Origin of the sequence: Streptomyces flaveus, assembly GCF_014647675.1 — a bacterium.
Lineage (GTDB): Bacteria > Actinomycetota > Actinomycetes > Streptomycetales > Streptomycetaceae > Streptomyces > Streptomyces flaveus.
The window spans coordinates 33,070-48,257 of record NZ_BMPQ01000050.1 but is presented as its reverse complement, the minus strand read 5'-3'; the positions used below and the strand labels follow the sequence as shown (position 1 = coordinate 48,257).

The window sequence follows — 15,188 nt, the reverse complement described above, 5'->3', positions numbered from 1 at the left end:
GCCACCGACGACGGTTTCTGTACCGGCACGGTCGAGACCGCCACCTACGTCGGCACGTTGGTGCGCGCGGGCGTGCGCATCGACGGCGGGGAGGCGCCGCCGCTGCGCCTGGAGGTACCGGCCGGCCGCGGCCCGGTCACCGGCGAGCGCGTCGGGATCACCGCCGACCCCGAGGACGTCAACCTCTTCCCCACCGAACAGGCAGGGTGAGCCATGGCCGCAACCCTCACCGCCACCGCACCCGCCCGTCCGCGCAAGCTCCTGGCTTCGCGCAAGACCCGGGTCGGGATCCTGTACGCGCTGCCGGTCGTCGTCTATCTGCTGGTGCTGTTCGTCTACCCGATCTTCAGCACCCTGCTGCTGAGCCTGAAGGACGCCGACGGCTCGTTCACCCTGCACTGGTACGCCGACGCGCTCACAGGCGTCAACCTGTCGGTGCTGTTCACCACGCTGCGGATCTCCGCAGAGACGGCCGTGCTGAGCCTGGTCTTCGGGTTCGTCCTGGCCCAGGCGATCTCCCGGCTCAAGCCGCTGTGGGCGGGCCTGGCGATGCTGGTCGTGGTCGTCCCGCACTTCGTCAGCGCCCTGGTGCGCACCTACGGCTGGATCATCATGCTCGGCGACAAGGGCCTGGTGAACGAGACCCTGGCGTGGGCGCCGGGGGCGCCGTACTCGCTGCTCTACAACGAGCTGGGCGTGGTCATCGGCACCACCTCCATGATGCTCCCGTACACGGTGCTGCTGCTGTACGGCGTGATGCGCGGTGTGGACCGCCGCCTGCTCGCGGCCGCGGCCAGCATGGGCGCGGGACGCGTGACGATCTTCCGCCGCATCTACCTGCCGCTGGTCTCGCCCGGACTGGCCAGCGCCGGACTGCTCAGCTTCATCCTGTCGCTGGGCTACTACATCACCCCCGCCCTGATGGGCGGACCCAACCAGACGATGATCGCCACCCTCATCAACCAGCAGGTCACCAAGGAGAACCAGTGGAACGGCGCGGCCGCGCAGGGCGTCATCCTGCTGGTCCTCACCCTGGCCGGACTGCTGCTGGTCAAGGCCGTCAGCTCGCTCGGCGCCAGCCGTAAGAAGAGGAGCGCGTCATGATGGAGCTGCGCAGCACCCTGGCCGGGCGGATCGTCCTGACCGCGGTGGCCACCGTGATCCTGCTGTTTTTGGCGCTGCCGATCGTGGTCATCCTGGTCACCTCGTTCAGCAACAACGCCTTCGCCTCCTTCCCGCCCGACACCTGGACGCTGAACTGGTACAAGGCGCTGTTCGCCGACGGCAGCAAGTGGCCGGCCGCGCTCTCCCTGAGCGCCCTGGTCGCCGCCATCAGCACCGTGTTCTCACTGATCATCGGGGTCACCGCGGCGACCGCCCTGGTCCGCAGCGAACTGCCGCTGCGCTCGGCGGTCTTCGCCCTGGTCCTCGGGCCGCTGCTCATCCCGCAGATCGTCACCGCGCTGGGCCTGTTCCTGCTGTTCGAGCCCGCCGCGATGCTGGGCAGCCCGCTCGCCATCGCCCTGGGGCACACCGTGCTGGCCTCGCCGATCGCGGTGCTGATCCTGATCGCCACCCTGCGCGGCATCGACGAACGGCTGGAGGACGCCGCCGCCAGCATGGGCGCGGGCCGGCTGACGATCGCCCGGAAGATCACCTTCCCGCTGGCCGCACCGGGAATGATCGCGGCGGCGATCTTCTCCTTCATCACCAGCTTCGACGAGTTCTACATCTCCCAGTTCCTGTCCTCGGTCGACACCGTCACCCTGCCGGTGCGGGTCTACAACTCACTGACCTTCGACATCGACCCCAGCGTGACCGCGATCAGCGCGATCCTCATCGCCTTCGCGATCCTCGCCCTGGGCCTGGTGGCCCTGGTGCGCTGGCTCGGCTCCGGACGGCAGGAATCCCTGCTCTCGGTCGAGAACACGGTCGGAGTCGCCAACCCCGCAGGCGAGACCGTATGACCACCCACCGATCGTGCTCTCTCAACACACCATCCTGCGATCAGCGAAAGAGCCACGCGCATGACTGACACGCTCACCGCTCCCTCAGAGGAGTCGGCAGTCCTCGAATCCGTCCCCCGTGGCTTCCTCGCCCACGACTGGCAACCCGCCAGCGGCGGTCGCACCTTCGAGGTGCGCAACCCCGCAACCGAGGAAGTCATAGCCACCGTCGCCGACTGCGGCGCACAAGACGCGCTCAAAGCACTGGACGCGGCGGCCGCGGCCGCCGACCAGTGGGCCCTCACCAGCCTGCGGGACCGGGCGACCGTCCTGCACCGGATCACCGACGCCATGACCGAACACCGTGAGCGTCTGGCCCGGATCATCACCCTGGAGATCGGCAAGACGATCACCGAAGCCCGGGGTGAGGTCGACTACGCCGCGGCCTATTTCCGCTGGTACGCCGAGGAGGCGGTCCGCCCCCACGCACGCAGCACACCCTCCCCGGACGGCAAGAGTCACATCGTCACCGTCGCCGAACCGGTCGGGCCCTGCCTGCTGATCACCCCGTGGAACGTGCCCCTGGCCATGGCCGCCCGCAAGGCCGCAGCCGCCCTCGCCGCAGGCTGCACCGCCGTGCTCAAACCGGCCGCGCTCACTCCGCTGTCCTCCCTGATACTGGGCGAGCTGGCGCGCGAGGCCGGCGCGCCCGCAGGTGTCCTGACCGTGATCACCAGCAGCGACCCGGCAGCGGTCACCACGGCTCTGCTGGCCGACCCCCGGCTGCGCAAGTTGTCCTTCACCGGGTCCACCCCGGTCGGCAGGCTGCTGCTTCAGCAGAGTGGTGCCCGGGTGCTGCGCACCTCGATGGAGCTGGGAGGCAACGCGCCGTTCCTGGTCTTCGACGACGCCGACCTCGACCTCGCGGTCCGCGAAGCGATGATCGCGAAGATGCGGCTGGGCGGCCAGTCCTGTGTTGGCGCCAACCGGTTCCTGGTCCAGGAGGGAATCGCCGACGCGTTCGCCGCTGCCATGGGCGAGCGGATGGCCGCCACCCGGGTCGGACCCCCGGACCGGGAGGACACCGAGCTCGGCCCGCTGGCCGACCACCGTGCGGTGGACAAGGTCCGCCACCTCGTCGAGGACGCCGTGGCCCGTGGGGCTGTCGTCATCGGCAAGGCGGACATCCCTGACGGGCCCGGCCACTATGCCGCCCCTACCGTGCTGGACCACGTCCCCGCCGACGCCGCGATCATGCACGAGGAAGTCTTCGGCCCCGTCGCCGCCATCCACCGGTTCTCCACCGAGGCCGAAGCCATAGCGGTGGCCAACAACACCGAGCACGGCCTCGCTTCGTACGTGATGACGTCCCACATCGACCGCGCCCGCCGGGTCGCCGCCCGTCTGCAGGCCGGCATGGTCGGCATCAACCGCGGCCTGGTCTCCGAGGTCGCGGCACCCTTCGGCGGGATCAAGCAATCCGGCCTGGGCCGAGAAGGCGGCCCCGAAGGCCTCCACGAGTACCAGCAGCTCAAGTACCTGTCCATGCCCGGCTTCAACACCTGAGCAAGGCGGACTCCAGCGCAGGGCTCGCCCACGTGCCGGCCGGGCAACGCAGTGACCGGGATGATGATCCGTTCCGCGACGTCCACTGGCGCGCGGCCAAATCCGCCCCAGGTGGCCAGTCTCCGGCGGCGGCATTGATACCGCCGGCCTGGCCGCCCGGACGGATCTTCGGCAGGACGGCGCTGTGAAGCAGTTCCCGCCGCTGGTGCCTGCCTCGCAGTGCTTGGTCACCGACGGCAAGGGGCATCCAGCAGAAGCTGGGCAGGCGTCTGGGGCGTCAAGCTGCCACGGCAGCCCGGTGGGGAGAGCCTCGGTTCTTCCTCACCGGGCTGCCCTCTTGTCGGCCTACACATAACGTGCACAGCCACGCCCGGCGTCCAGAGGCTCGACACACGCGTTCGCGCTGCCGCCTCTGATCCCGGGCCGGGCACATCCGGAGCCTGATCAGCAACCAGCACGCACCATGCTCCGCAGGAACCCATGGCACCCGCGATCCGCGTGCCGTGGGGGCTGTCCTCTCCACCGACTTTATGAAGGAGACGGTCGACCGTGGATGCCACCGACGAGAAGATCATCGCCGAGCTGACCCGCAACGCCCGCATCTCGCACTCCGAGCTGGCCGGCAAGGTGCTGCTGTCCCGCAACGCGGTGCGCCAGCGCATCGAACGACTGGAGCGCCAGGGCCACATCGCCGGCTACACCATCGTCCGCGCCGGCGACGACACAGGCAACGTCGTCTCGGCGCTGGTCCTTGTCTACCGCCAGGACCGCATGCGCGGCGGCGACGTCCTGGCCGCGCTCAAACGCATCCCCGAGGTCGTCATCTGCGAGATCCTCAGCGGCGACTTCGACATCATGGTGCGCCTGGAGGCGGCCTCACTGGAACGCGTACGAGTCATCTGGGAGGACATCGCCCAGATGCCGGGCGTACGGGACACGATCACCGCGCTCACCCTGTCCAGCGTCGTCAACCGCCCGCGAGGAGGGCGGAGTTCTACGGCACCGGGGTGAGCAGCGCCATTGCCTCTTCCCTGTCCAGCAGTCCGCGCTGGACCACGAGGTCCACCACGTCCGCCCCGGTGGCCAGGGCCGCTTCTGTCGCGGTTCAGGCGGCCGCCGCATGGCCGACGTGGGGGTCAGGGCGGTGCGCCCAGGGGGTTCGCGCTCGGTACGGAAGGCGGTCATTGATGTCCCACAGAAGCAGTTTCGCCATGTGCCCTCCCACCGTGCCGCGTTACGGGGTCGCACCGGCACCCGATGTGTGCAGAGCGTGCACGCGACCGCGTGTCCGGTTCTAGGCCGACGGTACGAGAGCCGCGCGTGAAGGCGCCTCGGTGTTCACGCCGCACCTGCCGATCAGCCGCACCATGCGGTACTGCTGGCGCAGGGAATGCGTACACCTCACCCCGGCGGCCGGAATCGTCCGCCGCTGGTCGTGATGATCACGATAGGGGTTCCGCCGCAGTGAATCCGGTATCTACTGCGGCAGCAACAGGCGGGACGCCAAGCCACGAAGGTCCGTAAGCCCAGCGGTCACACTGGTTCGGAATCGTTTTCGAGCTGGCTCGTCTTGTCCCGCAGCCATGCCGTCAGCTGGCGGACGCGTCCGTCTTGCTCAGGTGATTGACGGCTGAGGAGGTGGTAGCTGGTGCCGTCGGGGACGAAACCGAAGGGTGCGACGAGTTGCCCTCGTTCCAGGTCGTCCCGGGCGACGGCATACGGGGCGATTGCGACCCCGACGCCGGCCGCGGCAGCCTGGAGGGTCAGGTAGAAGTGCTCCAGGGTCTGCTGGGAGGCAGGCTCTGCTTTCATGCCGGTGATACGTCGCCAGTCGTCCCACGCCTGCGGTCGTGTGTCGGTGTGCAGAAGGGCTACCTGCGATACGTCGGCGGCGCCGGTCAGGCGGGTCGCGAGATCGGGCCGGCAGACGGGTCCGATCCGCTCTGCGAACAAGCGGGTCCTGCTCGCCTCTTCAGGGAACGGGAAGTCGTCTCGGCGGATCGCGAGGTCGATGTTGTCCCGCTCGAAGAAGACAGGGCCGCCGCCTGCGGACAGGTGGACGGCGACGTCCGGCACGTTCGCGGCCAGATCGGGGAGCCGGGGAATGAGCCATCGCATCAGAAGTGTGGGCTCACACGAGAGGGTGAGCGGTCCTGCGGGTGTGCGGTGTGAGATCTGCCGGGCTGCCGCATCGATCTGATCGAGCGCGTCCCGGACGATGGCCGCCAGCTGGCGGGCCTGCGGGGTCGGGCGCAGGGCGCGTGTCTGTCGCTCGAAGAGTGATATTCCAAGGGACCGTTCGAGGTTCTGGATCTGTCGGCTCACCGCGCCGTGCGTGACATGCAGTTCCTGCGCCGCCGCGGTCATGCTCGCGTGCCGGACGGTCGCTTCGAAGGGCAGCAGTGTATTCAAAGGAGGAAGGGCCGACCATCGCATGCGTGAATTTTACTCACAGGTCTTGTGAGAATGAATCGTTTGTCCTGCCATTTCATCTGAATGACTATTGATCCAGTCACAGAGAAGGTGGCTGACGGAGAGGTGGGGCATGACATTCCGCAACGACGTGCGGCAGGGCATCGCCATCCTGGCGGATGACCTCACCAGCGCAGGCGACGGTGCCGCGCCGTTCCGCCAGGCAGGTCACGACGCCCGGATCCTGCTCACCACCACAGCGAGCGTGCCGCGGCACGCCGTGGGCGTGAGCGCGGTTGACCTCGGGAGCCGGGTGCTGGACGAGGAGGCCGCCGCTTCGCGTATGTGGCGGGCAGCCCGCCTGTTCGCCGGCTCCGAGTTGCTCTTCAAAACCGTGGATTCCACCCTGCGCGGTCATGTCGCGGCAGAGGTCCGGGCTGCATGGGCGGGATCGCAGAAGCGGGCCGTCGTCATCGCTCCGGCCTTCCCTGCGGAGGGCAGAGTGACGGTGAAGGGGGTCCAGTACGTGCGGGGCGTACCGGTCCACGAGAGCGACTATGCCCGCGACCCGGTACACCCCGTGCGGTGCTCGGACCTCGCCATGCTGTTCCCGGAAGCCGTTCTCAGTCAGCCGGACCGGGCAGCCGAGCTGCCCGAACTGATCGGGAACGGTGACCTGATCGTCTACTCCGCCGCCGAAGACGGCGACCTCGACCGTCTGGTGGCAGCGGTGCCGCGGCTTGACGAAGTGTTGTGGGTCGGTTCCCCAGGTCTGGCGGCCGCCCTGGCCCGAAGGTGTGCACGCGCTACGGGCAGCACTGCATCACTGCCCGCCCCGGCCCGACGTCCACTGATCGTGGTCGGCAGCACCAACCCGGCGACCCGCCGGCAGCTGGTCAAGCTACACACCAGGGTGGACGTCCAAGGTGTCACCGTCGACGTCGATCCGGCCCCGGCCGTGGAAACGCTGCGAGGCCTGACGGCCCCCATCCTCACCCTGCAGACACCCGACGAACGCCACACGCCACAGACCGCACAAGTACTCGCCCGCTCTCAGGCAGCAGTCGTCCAGGCGCTGACCGAAGACCACGCGGTCGACGCCCTCGTCATCACCGGCGGAGAAACGGCCACCACCGTGCTGCAGCCCCTTGGTGCCACCGGCATCGACCTACTCGACGAACCCGAACCCGGCGTCGTCCGCGGATCCCTGATCGGCCGACTCCGCCTTCCCGTGCTGATCAAGGCAGGCGGCTTCGGCGACGACGCCATGCTCCTGCGCCTGTGCCACCTCATCCGACATCCCCTCGACCCAGGAGAGCACACATGACCCCGATCGCCATCACCATGGGCGACCCCTGCGGAATCGGCCCCGAGATCACCCTCAAGGCGTGTGCCGATCCCCGGCGCACCGTGCCCGTCGTCGTCATCGGCGACGTGGGCGTCCTCGCCCGCGCCGACCGGGTCGCCGGCACACACCTCACCCTTCGCCCCGTCGCATCTGTCGACCAGGCGGCGTTCGCGCCCGGCACGGTGGACGTCCTCACCGAGGACGGCCTTCCGGCCGACCTGCGCTGGGGCACGCTCGACGCCCGCGCGGGAGCAGCGTCCTTCCAGTACGTCCGCCGCGGTATCCAGCTCGCCCTGGCAGGGGAGGTACGGGCCCTGGTGACCGCGCCGATCAACAAGGAAGCACTGCGCATGTCCGGCGTCCCCTACCCCGGGCACACCGAGATCCTCGCCGACCTGTCCGGCACCAAGGACTACGCGATGATGATGGCCACCGACGAGCTGCGGACCGTCCTGGTCACCGTGCACCAGTCCCTCCGCACCGCGATCGACGCGATCACCACCGCCCGCGAACTCGACATCATCCGCCTCACCCACCGCACACTCCAGCGCGGCGGCCTGCCCGCCCCGCGCATCGCCGTCGCCGGCCTCAACCCCCACGCAGGAGAGAACGGCCTGTTCGGCCGCGAGGACCTGGACATCATCACCCCCGCCATCGAGGCCGCGCAGAGCGAAGGCATCCAGGCCAGCGGCCCCTGGCCCGCCGACACCGTCTTCATGCGAGCGCGCGCCGGAGCCTTCGACGCCGTGGTCGCCCAGTACCACGACCAGGGCCTGATCCCCGTCAAATACCTTGGGATCGAACACGGCGTCAACATCACCATCGGCCTGCCCTTCGTCCGCACCAGCGTCGACCACGGCACCGCCTTCGACATCGCAGGTCTCGGCACGGCCGACCACACCAGCCTGCTCACCGCCCTGACCCACGCCGACCGCCTGTCCTCAGGGACACCGGCCCGCCCCTGACCACCGACTCACACCAACCCGGAACAAAAACCGGAACAGAAAGCCGAAGGACACCGTGGACTTCATCTTCATGCTCACCCGCGACGACCGCACCGTCACCGACTGCCTCGACGTCCTCGACACCATCAAGGACCTCGGCATCACCCACATCGGATTCAAGGACATCGGCGTCGACCGCGACACCCTCGCCCAGCTGCACGCCCGCATCAAGGACATGGGTGCCACCACCTACCTCGAAGTCGTCAGCACCGACCGGGACCAGGCCCTTGCCTCCGTACGGACAGCCACCGAACTCGGCGTTGACTGGCTGATGGGCGGTACCTGGATCAAGGAGACCCTCGATCTCCTGCAGGGCACGTCCATCGGCTACCTGCCCTTCCCCGGAGAACCCCTCGGCCACCCCACCCGCCTCGCCGGAACCCCGGACCGCATCGCCGACGACTGCCGACAGGCGGAGGCCGCCGGCTGCGCCGGCGTCGACCTCCTCGCGTACCGCGCCACCGATGCCGACCCCCTCGACCTGGTCCGCGTCGCCCGCGCCGCCACCACCGGCCGCCTGGTCGTCGCCGGCTCCATCACCAGCACCGACCAGATACAGGCGCTCGCATCAGCCGGAGCCGACGCCTTCACCATCGGATCCGCCGCTTTCGACGGCTCCCTGCAGCCCCACGCCGGCACCCTCCGATCCCAACTGGCCCCCGTGGTGGGTCTGTAGCGAGGGCCGCCCCCGGGAACCCAGCAGCAAGGTGGCGCGGAGCGCCCCGTGCGTGCGGGAGCGGTCACCGCTTCGCCGTCCGGGATGAAGCGGCATCGCCCGGACACGAGGACCGAGCAAGGTCACGGGCGGGGTGAGGTCGAGCCACACGGCCATCGGCTGGATCTCTTGACTCCTCCCTAAGCCGCTGCCATTCTCTGTGCCAAATACCAGCATGATGTACCACGATGTGGCACGACGGAGGGGTTCGAGGGCTGAGGTGGATCCCCGAACCCGGGACGAATGCGAGCGTTGGGGCCCCAAGGGCGCGCCGCCTCCAAGTCGCCACCAAGCATCCTCACGCTCGGGATCCAGCTTGCGGCCCGGCGATACGAAAGGAAAGTCCTGTGTCAGCTGGGAGGAAGCGCGTCGCCGTGGTCGGCGTGGGAACGATGGGCGGCCAGGCCGCCTGGCGGCTGGCGGCCCGGGGCGCCGAGGTCGTCGGCTACGACCGCTTCGCCCCCGGCCACGACCGCAGTGCCGCAGGCGGTGAGACCCGGGTCTTCCGCAGCGTGCAGACCCACGACGGCCGCTATGTGCCGCTCGTCCGGCACGCCGACGCCCTCTGGAAGCAGTTGCAGGCGGAGACCGAGCGGGAACTGCGCCGCCTGACCGGAGCCCTGGTCATGGGGCCGGCCGACGACCCCGAGATGCGTACCGTCATGGACGGCATCGCCGAGCACGGCCTCGACCACGAGGTGATCGACGCCGAGGCGATGGCCAAGCGTTTCCCGCAGTTCCGCGTCGACGAGGGCGACCTGGTGCTCCTCGACTCCCACGCGGGCTTCGTCCGCCCCGAGCTGACGGTCCAGACCGCGGCCCGACGTGCCGAGGAGCTGGGGGCCCAAATCCGCCGCTACACCCCGGTGCGGGAGGTCACTCCCGTCCCCGGGGGAGGCGTGGAGATCCGCACCGACACCGACACGGAGCGATTCGACGCCGCGGTCGTCACCCCTGGCCCCTGGGTGGGCGACCTGCTGCCCGACCTGCCGTGGGAAGTGAACGTCTACCGCGCGATCAGCGCCTGGTTCCTGCCCCACGAGGACCACCCGGCAGACGCCGAGCGTCCCGCCTTCATCCGCTGCGGCGACATCCCCTTCTACGGCATCCCGTCCCCGGACGGCCTGACCGTCAAGCTCGGCCTGCCCCAGGCCCACCACAAGCCCGTGGACGACCCGAACCGGCTGAACCGGACCGTCGCACCGGAGGAACTGGAGTCCTTCACCACGGCGGTGCGGCGCCACCTGCCCGGCCTGAACCCCGATCCGGTGCGCCTGTCCGTGTTCATGGAGGGCTACACCGACAGCACCAGGCCGCTGGTCGGCCCCCTGCCGGGCTGTGACGACATCGTCCTGCTGGCCGGCTTCTCCGGCCAGGGCTTCAAGATCTCGCCCGCCATGGGCGACATCGCCGCGGACCTCGCCCTGGAGGGCCGCACCTCCCAGCCGATCGACTTCATCACCACAAACGGCCGTGCTGCGGCCTGAGCCCGAACGAGGAAAGCCATGACGCTGACCATCGGCCCGCTGCGGGCCGAGCCCGGCCAGAAGACCCGCGGGAGCCTGCCCGCCGACCTCGGCACCACGACAGTGGAGGTGCCCCTGATCCTCGTCAACGGATCCCGACCAGGCCCCCGGGTCGTGATCACCGGTGGCGTCCACGGCGGCGAGTTCATCGGCGTCGACGCCGCCACCCGCCTGGCCGGGCTGCTGGAACCGAACGAGGTCGCCGGCCAGGTGGTGATCTGCCCCGTGGCCAACCCCCCGGCCGTCTACGGGGGCAGGCTCAACATCTCCCCGCTGGACGGCGTGAACATCAACCGCGTGTTCCCCGGCGACAAGGACGGCGGCCCCACCGACCGGATGGCGGCCTGGCTGTTCGAGAACCTGATCGACGGCGCCGACTCCTACGTGGACCTGCACAGCGGCGGCATCGACCAGCATCTGCTCGACTTCGTCGGCTACCGTCTGACCTCCGACGACGAGCTGGGCGGGAAGATCAAGGCGATGGCCCACGCGGTCGGATACGAGCGAGTCATCTTCGGCACCAGCCCGGACGGCGGCAACAGCCACGCCGCGGCGAATCGGCAGGGTGTCCCCGCGATCCTCGTCGAGACCGGGCAACTCGGCGACCGTGACCCCGCCACCGTGCGCAGGCTGCTCGACGGCCTGTACCGGCTCCTGCACCACCTCGGCGTCATCGAGGCGCCGCAGCACCTCGCACCGGTGACCGTGCAGCCGCGCGACTGGATCTGGACGGGCGAGGTCGAGTCTCCGGTCGCAGGCCTCTGGTACCCGGACGCGGCCACCGGTGACGAGGTGACCGAGGGGCAGACCATCGGCCGCATCATCGACCCGGTCGACGGCGCCGAGCACAAGGTCGCCGCCGTCTCCACCGGAACGATCATCTACAGCATGAATGGGCTGTCCGTCCGCCCCGGCACGCACCTCGCCGCCATCGCCACCCCCCACGACTGACGGGCCTCATGCTCGACCACTGAACCGCCTCCATCCCGCTGAGCTGGTCCCCATGCCCTATTTCCAGGAGAGCTGCCATGACTGATTCCATGATCGGTCGCAGAGCGCTCCTGCGCGGAGCAGGCGGCCTCGCCGCTCTTCCCTCTGAAGAACAAAGCGGCCGTCACCAAGCGCTGGTTGGAGTGGGCTCGTGGCTGAATTCGGTGTCGCCACACCGTCCGTCAAGGTGGCCGGCGGCAAGCCGGCCACCGCGACCGGCAAATCGCTGTCGGTAGTGGCCCTGCGCAAGACCTACGGCGATGTCGTCGCCGTCGATGAGGCGTCCATGGAGATCGCCGGTCCCTGGTCTACCGCCCGCCGGTCATCCTCATGGACGAACCGCTCGGCGCCCTGACAAGCGTGATCGAGCAGTTCGACACCCCCCGGAACTGTTCGAACGGCCGAGAACCCACTTCGTCGCGGACCTCCTCGGCGCGGCCAACTTCCTGCCCGGCCGCGTGGAGAAACACACCGACGAGCACACCCTTGTCTCGGGTGATCTCGCTGAAGTGAGCCGGGATGCCGAGAGACGATTCGCGAAGGAGACGGTCCGCTATGGACGCCATCGACGAGAAGATCCTCGCCGCGCTGACCCGCAACGGCCGCATCTCGCACTCCGAGCTGGCCGGCAAGGTGCTGCTGTCCCGCAACGCGGTGCGCCAGCGCATCGAACGGTTGGAGCGCCAGGGCCACATCGCCGGCTACACCATCGTCCGCGCCGGCGACGACACCGGCGATGTGGTCTCCGCGCTCGTACTTGTGTACCGCCAGGACCGTATGCGCGGTGGTGATGTCCTGGCCGCGCTCAAGCGCATTCCGGAGGTCGTCATCTGCGAGATCCTCAGCGGCGACTTCGACATCATGGTGCGCCTGGAGGCGGCCTCACTGGAACGCGTACGAGTCATCTGGGAGGACATCGCCCAGATGCCCGGTGTACGGGACACGGTCACCGCGCTCACCCTGTCCAGCGTCGTCAACCGTCGGCGAGGAGCGCGGAGTTCAACGGAGCCGGGGTGAGCAGCGCATCGGCAGGTCCTCGCCGGTTACCGTTCAGGGCCATGGGTTCGCGCTCGGTGCGGAAGGCGGTCATTGGACCACTTCACTGATGTGGTTGACGCAGACGACCTTGGGCTGGGTCATCTCCTCGAAGGCGAAGCGCACGCCCTCGCGGCCCATGCTGCCGTACTTGAATCCGCCGAACGGCATGGCGTCGAAGCGGTAGTCGGACGAGTCGTTGATCATGACTCCGCCGGCTTCCAGCAGTCGGGCCGCGTTCAAGGCGCGGTCCAGGCGCGAGGTGAAGATGCCCGCGTGGAGGCTGTAGTCGATGGCGTTGGCCTGCTCGATGGCGTCCTCGAAGGACGTGAACGGCTGCAGCACGACGACCGGGGCGAACACTTCCTCCTGCCAGATCGAGCAGGTCGCCGGGACGTCTTCCAGGATGGTCGGCGCGTACAGGGAGCCGGTGACGTCGTTTCCGCACAGCAGCACCGCGCCCTCGGCCACCGCCGTGTCGACCTTGGCCCTGGTGGCGGCCACGGCCTCCTGGGTGATCATGGGGCCGACGTCGGTGCGCTCGTCGAGCGGGTCGCCGACACGCAGCAGCCTGGTGCGGGCGACGAAGGCGTCGCGGAAGCGGTCGTAGACCTCACGGGCGATCAGGATCCGCTGGGTGCCGATGCAGTTCTGGCCCGCGGCCCAGAACGCGCCGGAGACACAGGAGGCCACGGCCTCGTCCAGATCGGCGTCGTCCATGACGATGACCGGGGCGTTGCCGCCCAGGTCCATGGCGAGCTTTTTCACCCCGACCGTGCGGCTGATGGCCTCGCCGGTGGCGAATCCGCCGGTGAAGGACACCATGCGCACGTCGGGGGCGGCCACGATCGCGGCGGCGATGTCGGCATTGCCGTTGACGACGGTGACGATCTCCTCGGGCAGGCCGGCCTCGATGAGGGTGTCGACCAGGCGCAGCGCGGACAGCGGCGTCAGCGCGGACGGTTTGAGGATGACCGCGTTGCCGCCGGCGATGGCCGGGCCGAGCTTGTGGGCGACCAGGTTGAGGGGGTCGTTGAACGGAGTGATGGCGGCGATGATGCCCAGCGGTTCGCGGGTGAACCAGCCCTGCCGTTTCTCCGAGCCCTCATAGGAGTCGAAGGGGATGACCTCGCCGGCGTTGCGCCGTGCCTCGGCCGCGGACAGGGACAGGGTGTTGACCGCGCGGGCGACTTCTTTTCGGGCCTGGGTGATGGTCTTGCCGGCCTCGCTGACGATCAGCTGAGCGAAGGACTCGGCGCGCCGCTCGATCAGGCGGGCGGCGCGTTCCAGGACCGCAGCCCTGGAGGCGCGGGACAGCGCGGCCGCGGTGCGGCGCCCGCACCTGGCCTGCTGCAGGATGCCGGCGACGGCGCCTGCGTCGACGGTGGGTACCGAGGCGATGACCTCGCCGGTGTAGGGGTTGTGCACGGGCGCCGTGTCGGTGCCGAGTTCGATGCCGGGAGGCACGACGGTGTCAGACACGGTGAGTCTCCTTCAGAACAGGGCGCGTGGGGGCGGTGTCGTCGTCCGCGTGGCGCTGGTGGATGGCGATGAGGTCCGACAGCAGGGCGTAGGCGGTCTCGATGCGGCCGGCGCCCGGCCCGCAGACTGTGACGGTGCCGAGGAGGTCGGTGTGGAAGGCGACCGCGTTGAGGGGGCCGGAGATCCCGGCCAGCGGGTGCTGGGCGGGCAGGGCGAGCGGGGCGACGCGGGCATCGACGCTGCCGTCCTCGTGGCGGGTGGCGGAGCCGACCAGCTTCCACCGCAGCCCCTTCGAGGCGGCGTCCTGCACCTCGTCCGGTGTGATCGCGGAGATGCCCTCGCAGAAGACGTCCTCGCGGCGCAGGTCGGCGCCGAGGACCTCGTTGGCCAGGATCATGACCTTGAGCTGGACGTCGTGGCCCTCGATGTCCGCGGTGGGATCGGCTTCGGCGTATCCGAGCTCCTGGGCTTCGGCGATGGCCGCCGAAAGCTCGATGCCCTCTTCGAGGCGGCCGAGGATGTAGTTCGAGGTGCCGTTCATGATGCCCTGGACGCCTGTGATCTTAAGGCCGGCGAACATGCGCTCGGCGGTGCGCAGGATGGGGGTGCCGCTGAGTACCGAGCCCTCGAACTCGAAGCTGACACCACGCTCGGCGGCCAGCTGCTTCAGTGCGCGGCCGGCGAGTGCGACCGGTCCCTTGTTGGTGGTGCACACGTGCTTGCCCGATTCCAGGGCCCAGCGCACATGGGAGAGGGCGGGCTCGCCGTCGGTGGGGTTGGTGAACGTCGCCTCCACGACGATGTCGGCCGGGACTTCGCGGATCACCCACTCGTTGCGCGGATCCGCGCTGCCTCCGGCAAGGCCCGCGAAGCTCAGCTCCCCGGGCTCGGCGGCCAGCAGCGGCGCCAGATCGATGCCGTCGGTGTCCACCAGGGAACCGGCCCGCAGGTCGGTGATCGCCACCACTCGCAGGGCGAAGCCCAGTTCCTCGGCCAGGCGGTCCCCGCTCTGGGATATGAGTTCGGCAAGCGCGCGATTGACGCCGCCGAATCCGATGAGGGCGAGATCGTATCGGCCCATGAGATCGCTCCTTCGCAGTCCGCCACCTTCACGGTGCGGCTGCTCAGAGCCTCGCTTCTCCGCCTGTCACCTGCTCCATGTCA

General features: G+C 69.2%; 15 protein-coding genes. 12 read left to right on the top strand and 3 right to left on the bottom strand.

What is annotated here, in order from left to right:
• The 5 genes from IEZ21_RS44385 to IEZ21_RS44365 all read left to right on the top strand — a co-directional run.
• Positions 1-210, top strand: a 210-nt coding sequence (locus IEZ21_RS44385) for a TOBE domain-containing protein (protein ID WP_189327485.1), incomplete at its 5' end; no start/stop codon positions are given.
• A gap of 3 nt (positions 211-213) precedes the next feature.
• Positions 214-1,104, top strand: coding sequence for an ABC transporter permease (locus tag IEZ21_RS44380; protein WP_189327484.1), 891 nt, complete (start codon positions 214-216; stop codon positions 1,102-1,104).
• The gene (locus IEZ21_RS44375; RefSeq protein WP_189327483.1) at positions 1,101-1,967 is read left to right on the top strand and encodes an ABC transporter permease; all 867 of its coding nucleotides are present in this window, start codon (positions 1,101-1,103) and stop codon (positions 1,965-1,967) included. The genes IEZ21_RS44380 and IEZ21_RS44375 overlap by 4 nt, the downstream gene beginning before the upstream one ends.
• A gap of 60 nt (positions 1,968-2,027) precedes the next feature.
• Positions 2,028-3,512, top strand: a complete 1,485-nt coding sequence (locus tag IEZ21_RS44370; RefSeq protein ID WP_189327482.1) for an NAD-dependent succinate-semialdehyde dehydrogenase — start codon at positions 2,028-2,030, stop codon at positions 3,510-3,512.
• A 549-nt stretch (positions 3,513-4,061) separates the two neighbouring features.
• A complete protein-coding gene (locus IEZ21_RS44365) occupies positions 4,062-4,523 on the top strand; it encodes an Lrp/AsnC family transcriptional regulator (RefSeq protein ID WP_189327481.1) in 462 nt (153 codons plus the stop codon).
• A 522-nt stretch (positions 4,524-5,045) separates the two neighbouring features.
• Here IEZ21_RS44365 and IEZ21_RS44360 read toward each other — a convergent pair.
• Complete coding sequence (locus IEZ21_RS44360) at positions 5,046-5,924, bottom strand: LysR substrate-binding domain-containing protein (protein ID WP_213089428.1); 879 nt, start codon at positions 5,922-5,924, stop codon at positions 5,046-5,048.
• A gap of 133 nt (positions 5,925-6,057) precedes the next feature.
• Between IEZ21_RS44360 and IEZ21_RS44355 the strand changes: the two genes are divergently transcribed.
• The 7 genes from IEZ21_RS44355 to IEZ21_RS44325 all read left to right on the top strand — a co-directional run bounded on the left by IEZ21_RS44355 (position 6,058) and on the right by IEZ21_RS44325 (position 12,524).
• The gene (locus tag IEZ21_RS44355; protein ID WP_189327479.1) at positions 6,058-7,251 is read left to right on the top strand and encodes a four-carbon acid sugar kinase family protein; all 1,194 of its coding nucleotides are present in this window, start codon (positions 6,058-6,060) and stop codon (positions 7,249-7,251) included.
• A complete protein-coding gene (gene pdxA / locus IEZ21_RS44350; protein ID WP_189327478.1) occupies positions 7,248-8,237 on the top strand; it encodes a 4-hydroxythreonine-4-phosphate dehydrogenase PdxA in 990 nt (329 codons plus the stop codon). The genes IEZ21_RS44355 and pdxA overlap by 4 nt, the downstream gene beginning before the upstream one ends.
• A gap of 55 nt (positions 8,238-8,292) precedes the next feature.
• The gene (locus IEZ21_RS44345) at positions 8,293-8,952 is read left to right on the top strand and encodes a HisA/HisF-related TIM barrel protein (protein ID WP_189327477.1); all 660 of its coding nucleotides are present in this window, start codon (positions 8,293-8,295) and stop codon (positions 8,950-8,952) included.
• 386 nt (positions 8,953-9,338) lie between these two features.
• Positions 9,339-10,478 (top strand): N-methyl-L-tryptophan oxidase, encoded by a 1,140-nt coding sequence (gene solA / locus IEZ21_RS44340; protein ID WP_246568860.1) that lies wholly within the window; start codon positions 9,339-9,341, stop codon positions 10,476-10,478.
• An 18-nt stretch (positions 10,479-10,496) separates the two neighbouring features.
• Positions 10,497-11,468 carry a succinylglutamate desuccinylase/aspartoacylase family protein gene (locus IEZ21_RS44335; protein ID WP_189327476.1) on the top strand — a complete coding sequence of 324 codons (972 nt, stop codon included), beginning with the start codon at positions 10,497-10,499 and terminating at the stop codon, positions 11,466-11,468.
• A 190-nt stretch (positions 11,469-11,658) separates the two neighbouring features.
• A complete protein-coding gene (locus IEZ21_RS48235) occupies positions 11,659-11,862 on the top strand; it encodes a hypothetical protein (protein ID WP_246568858.1) in 204 nt (67 codons plus the stop codon).
• Positions 11,863-12,062: 200 nt separating this feature from the next.
• Positions 12,063-12,524, top strand: coding sequence for an Lrp/AsnC family transcriptional regulator (locus IEZ21_RS44325; protein WP_189327475.1), 462 nt, complete (start codon positions 12,063-12,065; stop codon positions 12,522-12,524).
• Between the two features lie 69 nt (positions 12,525-12,593).
• Here IEZ21_RS44325 and IEZ21_RS44320 read toward each other — a convergent pair whose 3' ends face one another.
• The gene (locus IEZ21_RS44320; RefSeq protein WP_189327474.1) at positions 12,594-14,024 is read right to left on the bottom strand and encodes an aldehyde dehydrogenase family protein; all 1,431 of its coding nucleotides are present in this window, start codon (positions 14,022-14,024) and stop codon (positions 12,594-12,596) included.
• Positions 14,017-15,105: a homoserine dehydrogenase gene (locus IEZ21_RS44315; protein WP_189327473.1), complete on the bottom strand. Its 1,089-nt coding sequence runs from the start codon at positions 15,103-15,105 to the stop codon at positions 14,017-14,019. Before IEZ21_RS44315 ends, IEZ21_RS44320 begins: the two co-directional genes overlap by 8 nt.
• Positions 15,106-15,188: the final 83 nt, after the last annotated feature.

What these genes read in the sequence shown, in the direction of transcription:
- IEZ21_RS44380 (WP_189327484.1), top strand. Translation starts at nt 214, where the DNA reads ATGGCCGCAACCCTCACCGCCACCGCACCCGCCCGTCCGCGCAAGCTC.
- IEZ21_RS44335 (WP_189327476.1), top strand. Translation starts at nt 10,497, where the DNA reads ATGACGCTGACCATCGGCCCGCTGCGGGCCGAGCCCGGCCAGAAGACC.
- IEZ21_RS44370 (WP_189327482.1), top strand. Translation starts at nt 2,028, where the DNA reads ATGACTGACACGCTCACCGCTCCCTCAGAGGAGTCGGCAGTCCTCGAA.
- IEZ21_RS44375 (WP_189327483.1), top strand. Translation starts at nt 1,101, where the DNA reads ATGATGGAGCTGCGCAGCACCCTGGCCGGGCGGATCGTCCTGACCGCG.
- IEZ21_RS44355 (WP_189327479.1), top strand. Translation starts at nt 6,058, where the DNA reads ATGACATTCCGCAACGACGTGCGGCAGGGCATCGCCATCCTGGCGGAT.
- IEZ21_RS44315 (WP_189327473.1), bottom strand. Translation starts at nt 15,105, where the DNA reads ATGGGCCGATACGATCTCGCCCTCATCGGATTCGGCGGCGTCAATCGC.
- IEZ21_RS44325 (WP_189327475.1), top strand. Translation starts at nt 12,063, where the DNA reads ATGGACGCCATCGACGAGAAGATCCTCGCCGCGCTGACCCGCAACGGC.
- pdxA (WP_189327478.1), top strand. Translation starts at nt 7,248, where the DNA reads ATGACCCCGATCGCCATCACCATGGGCGACCCCTGCGGAATCGGCCCC.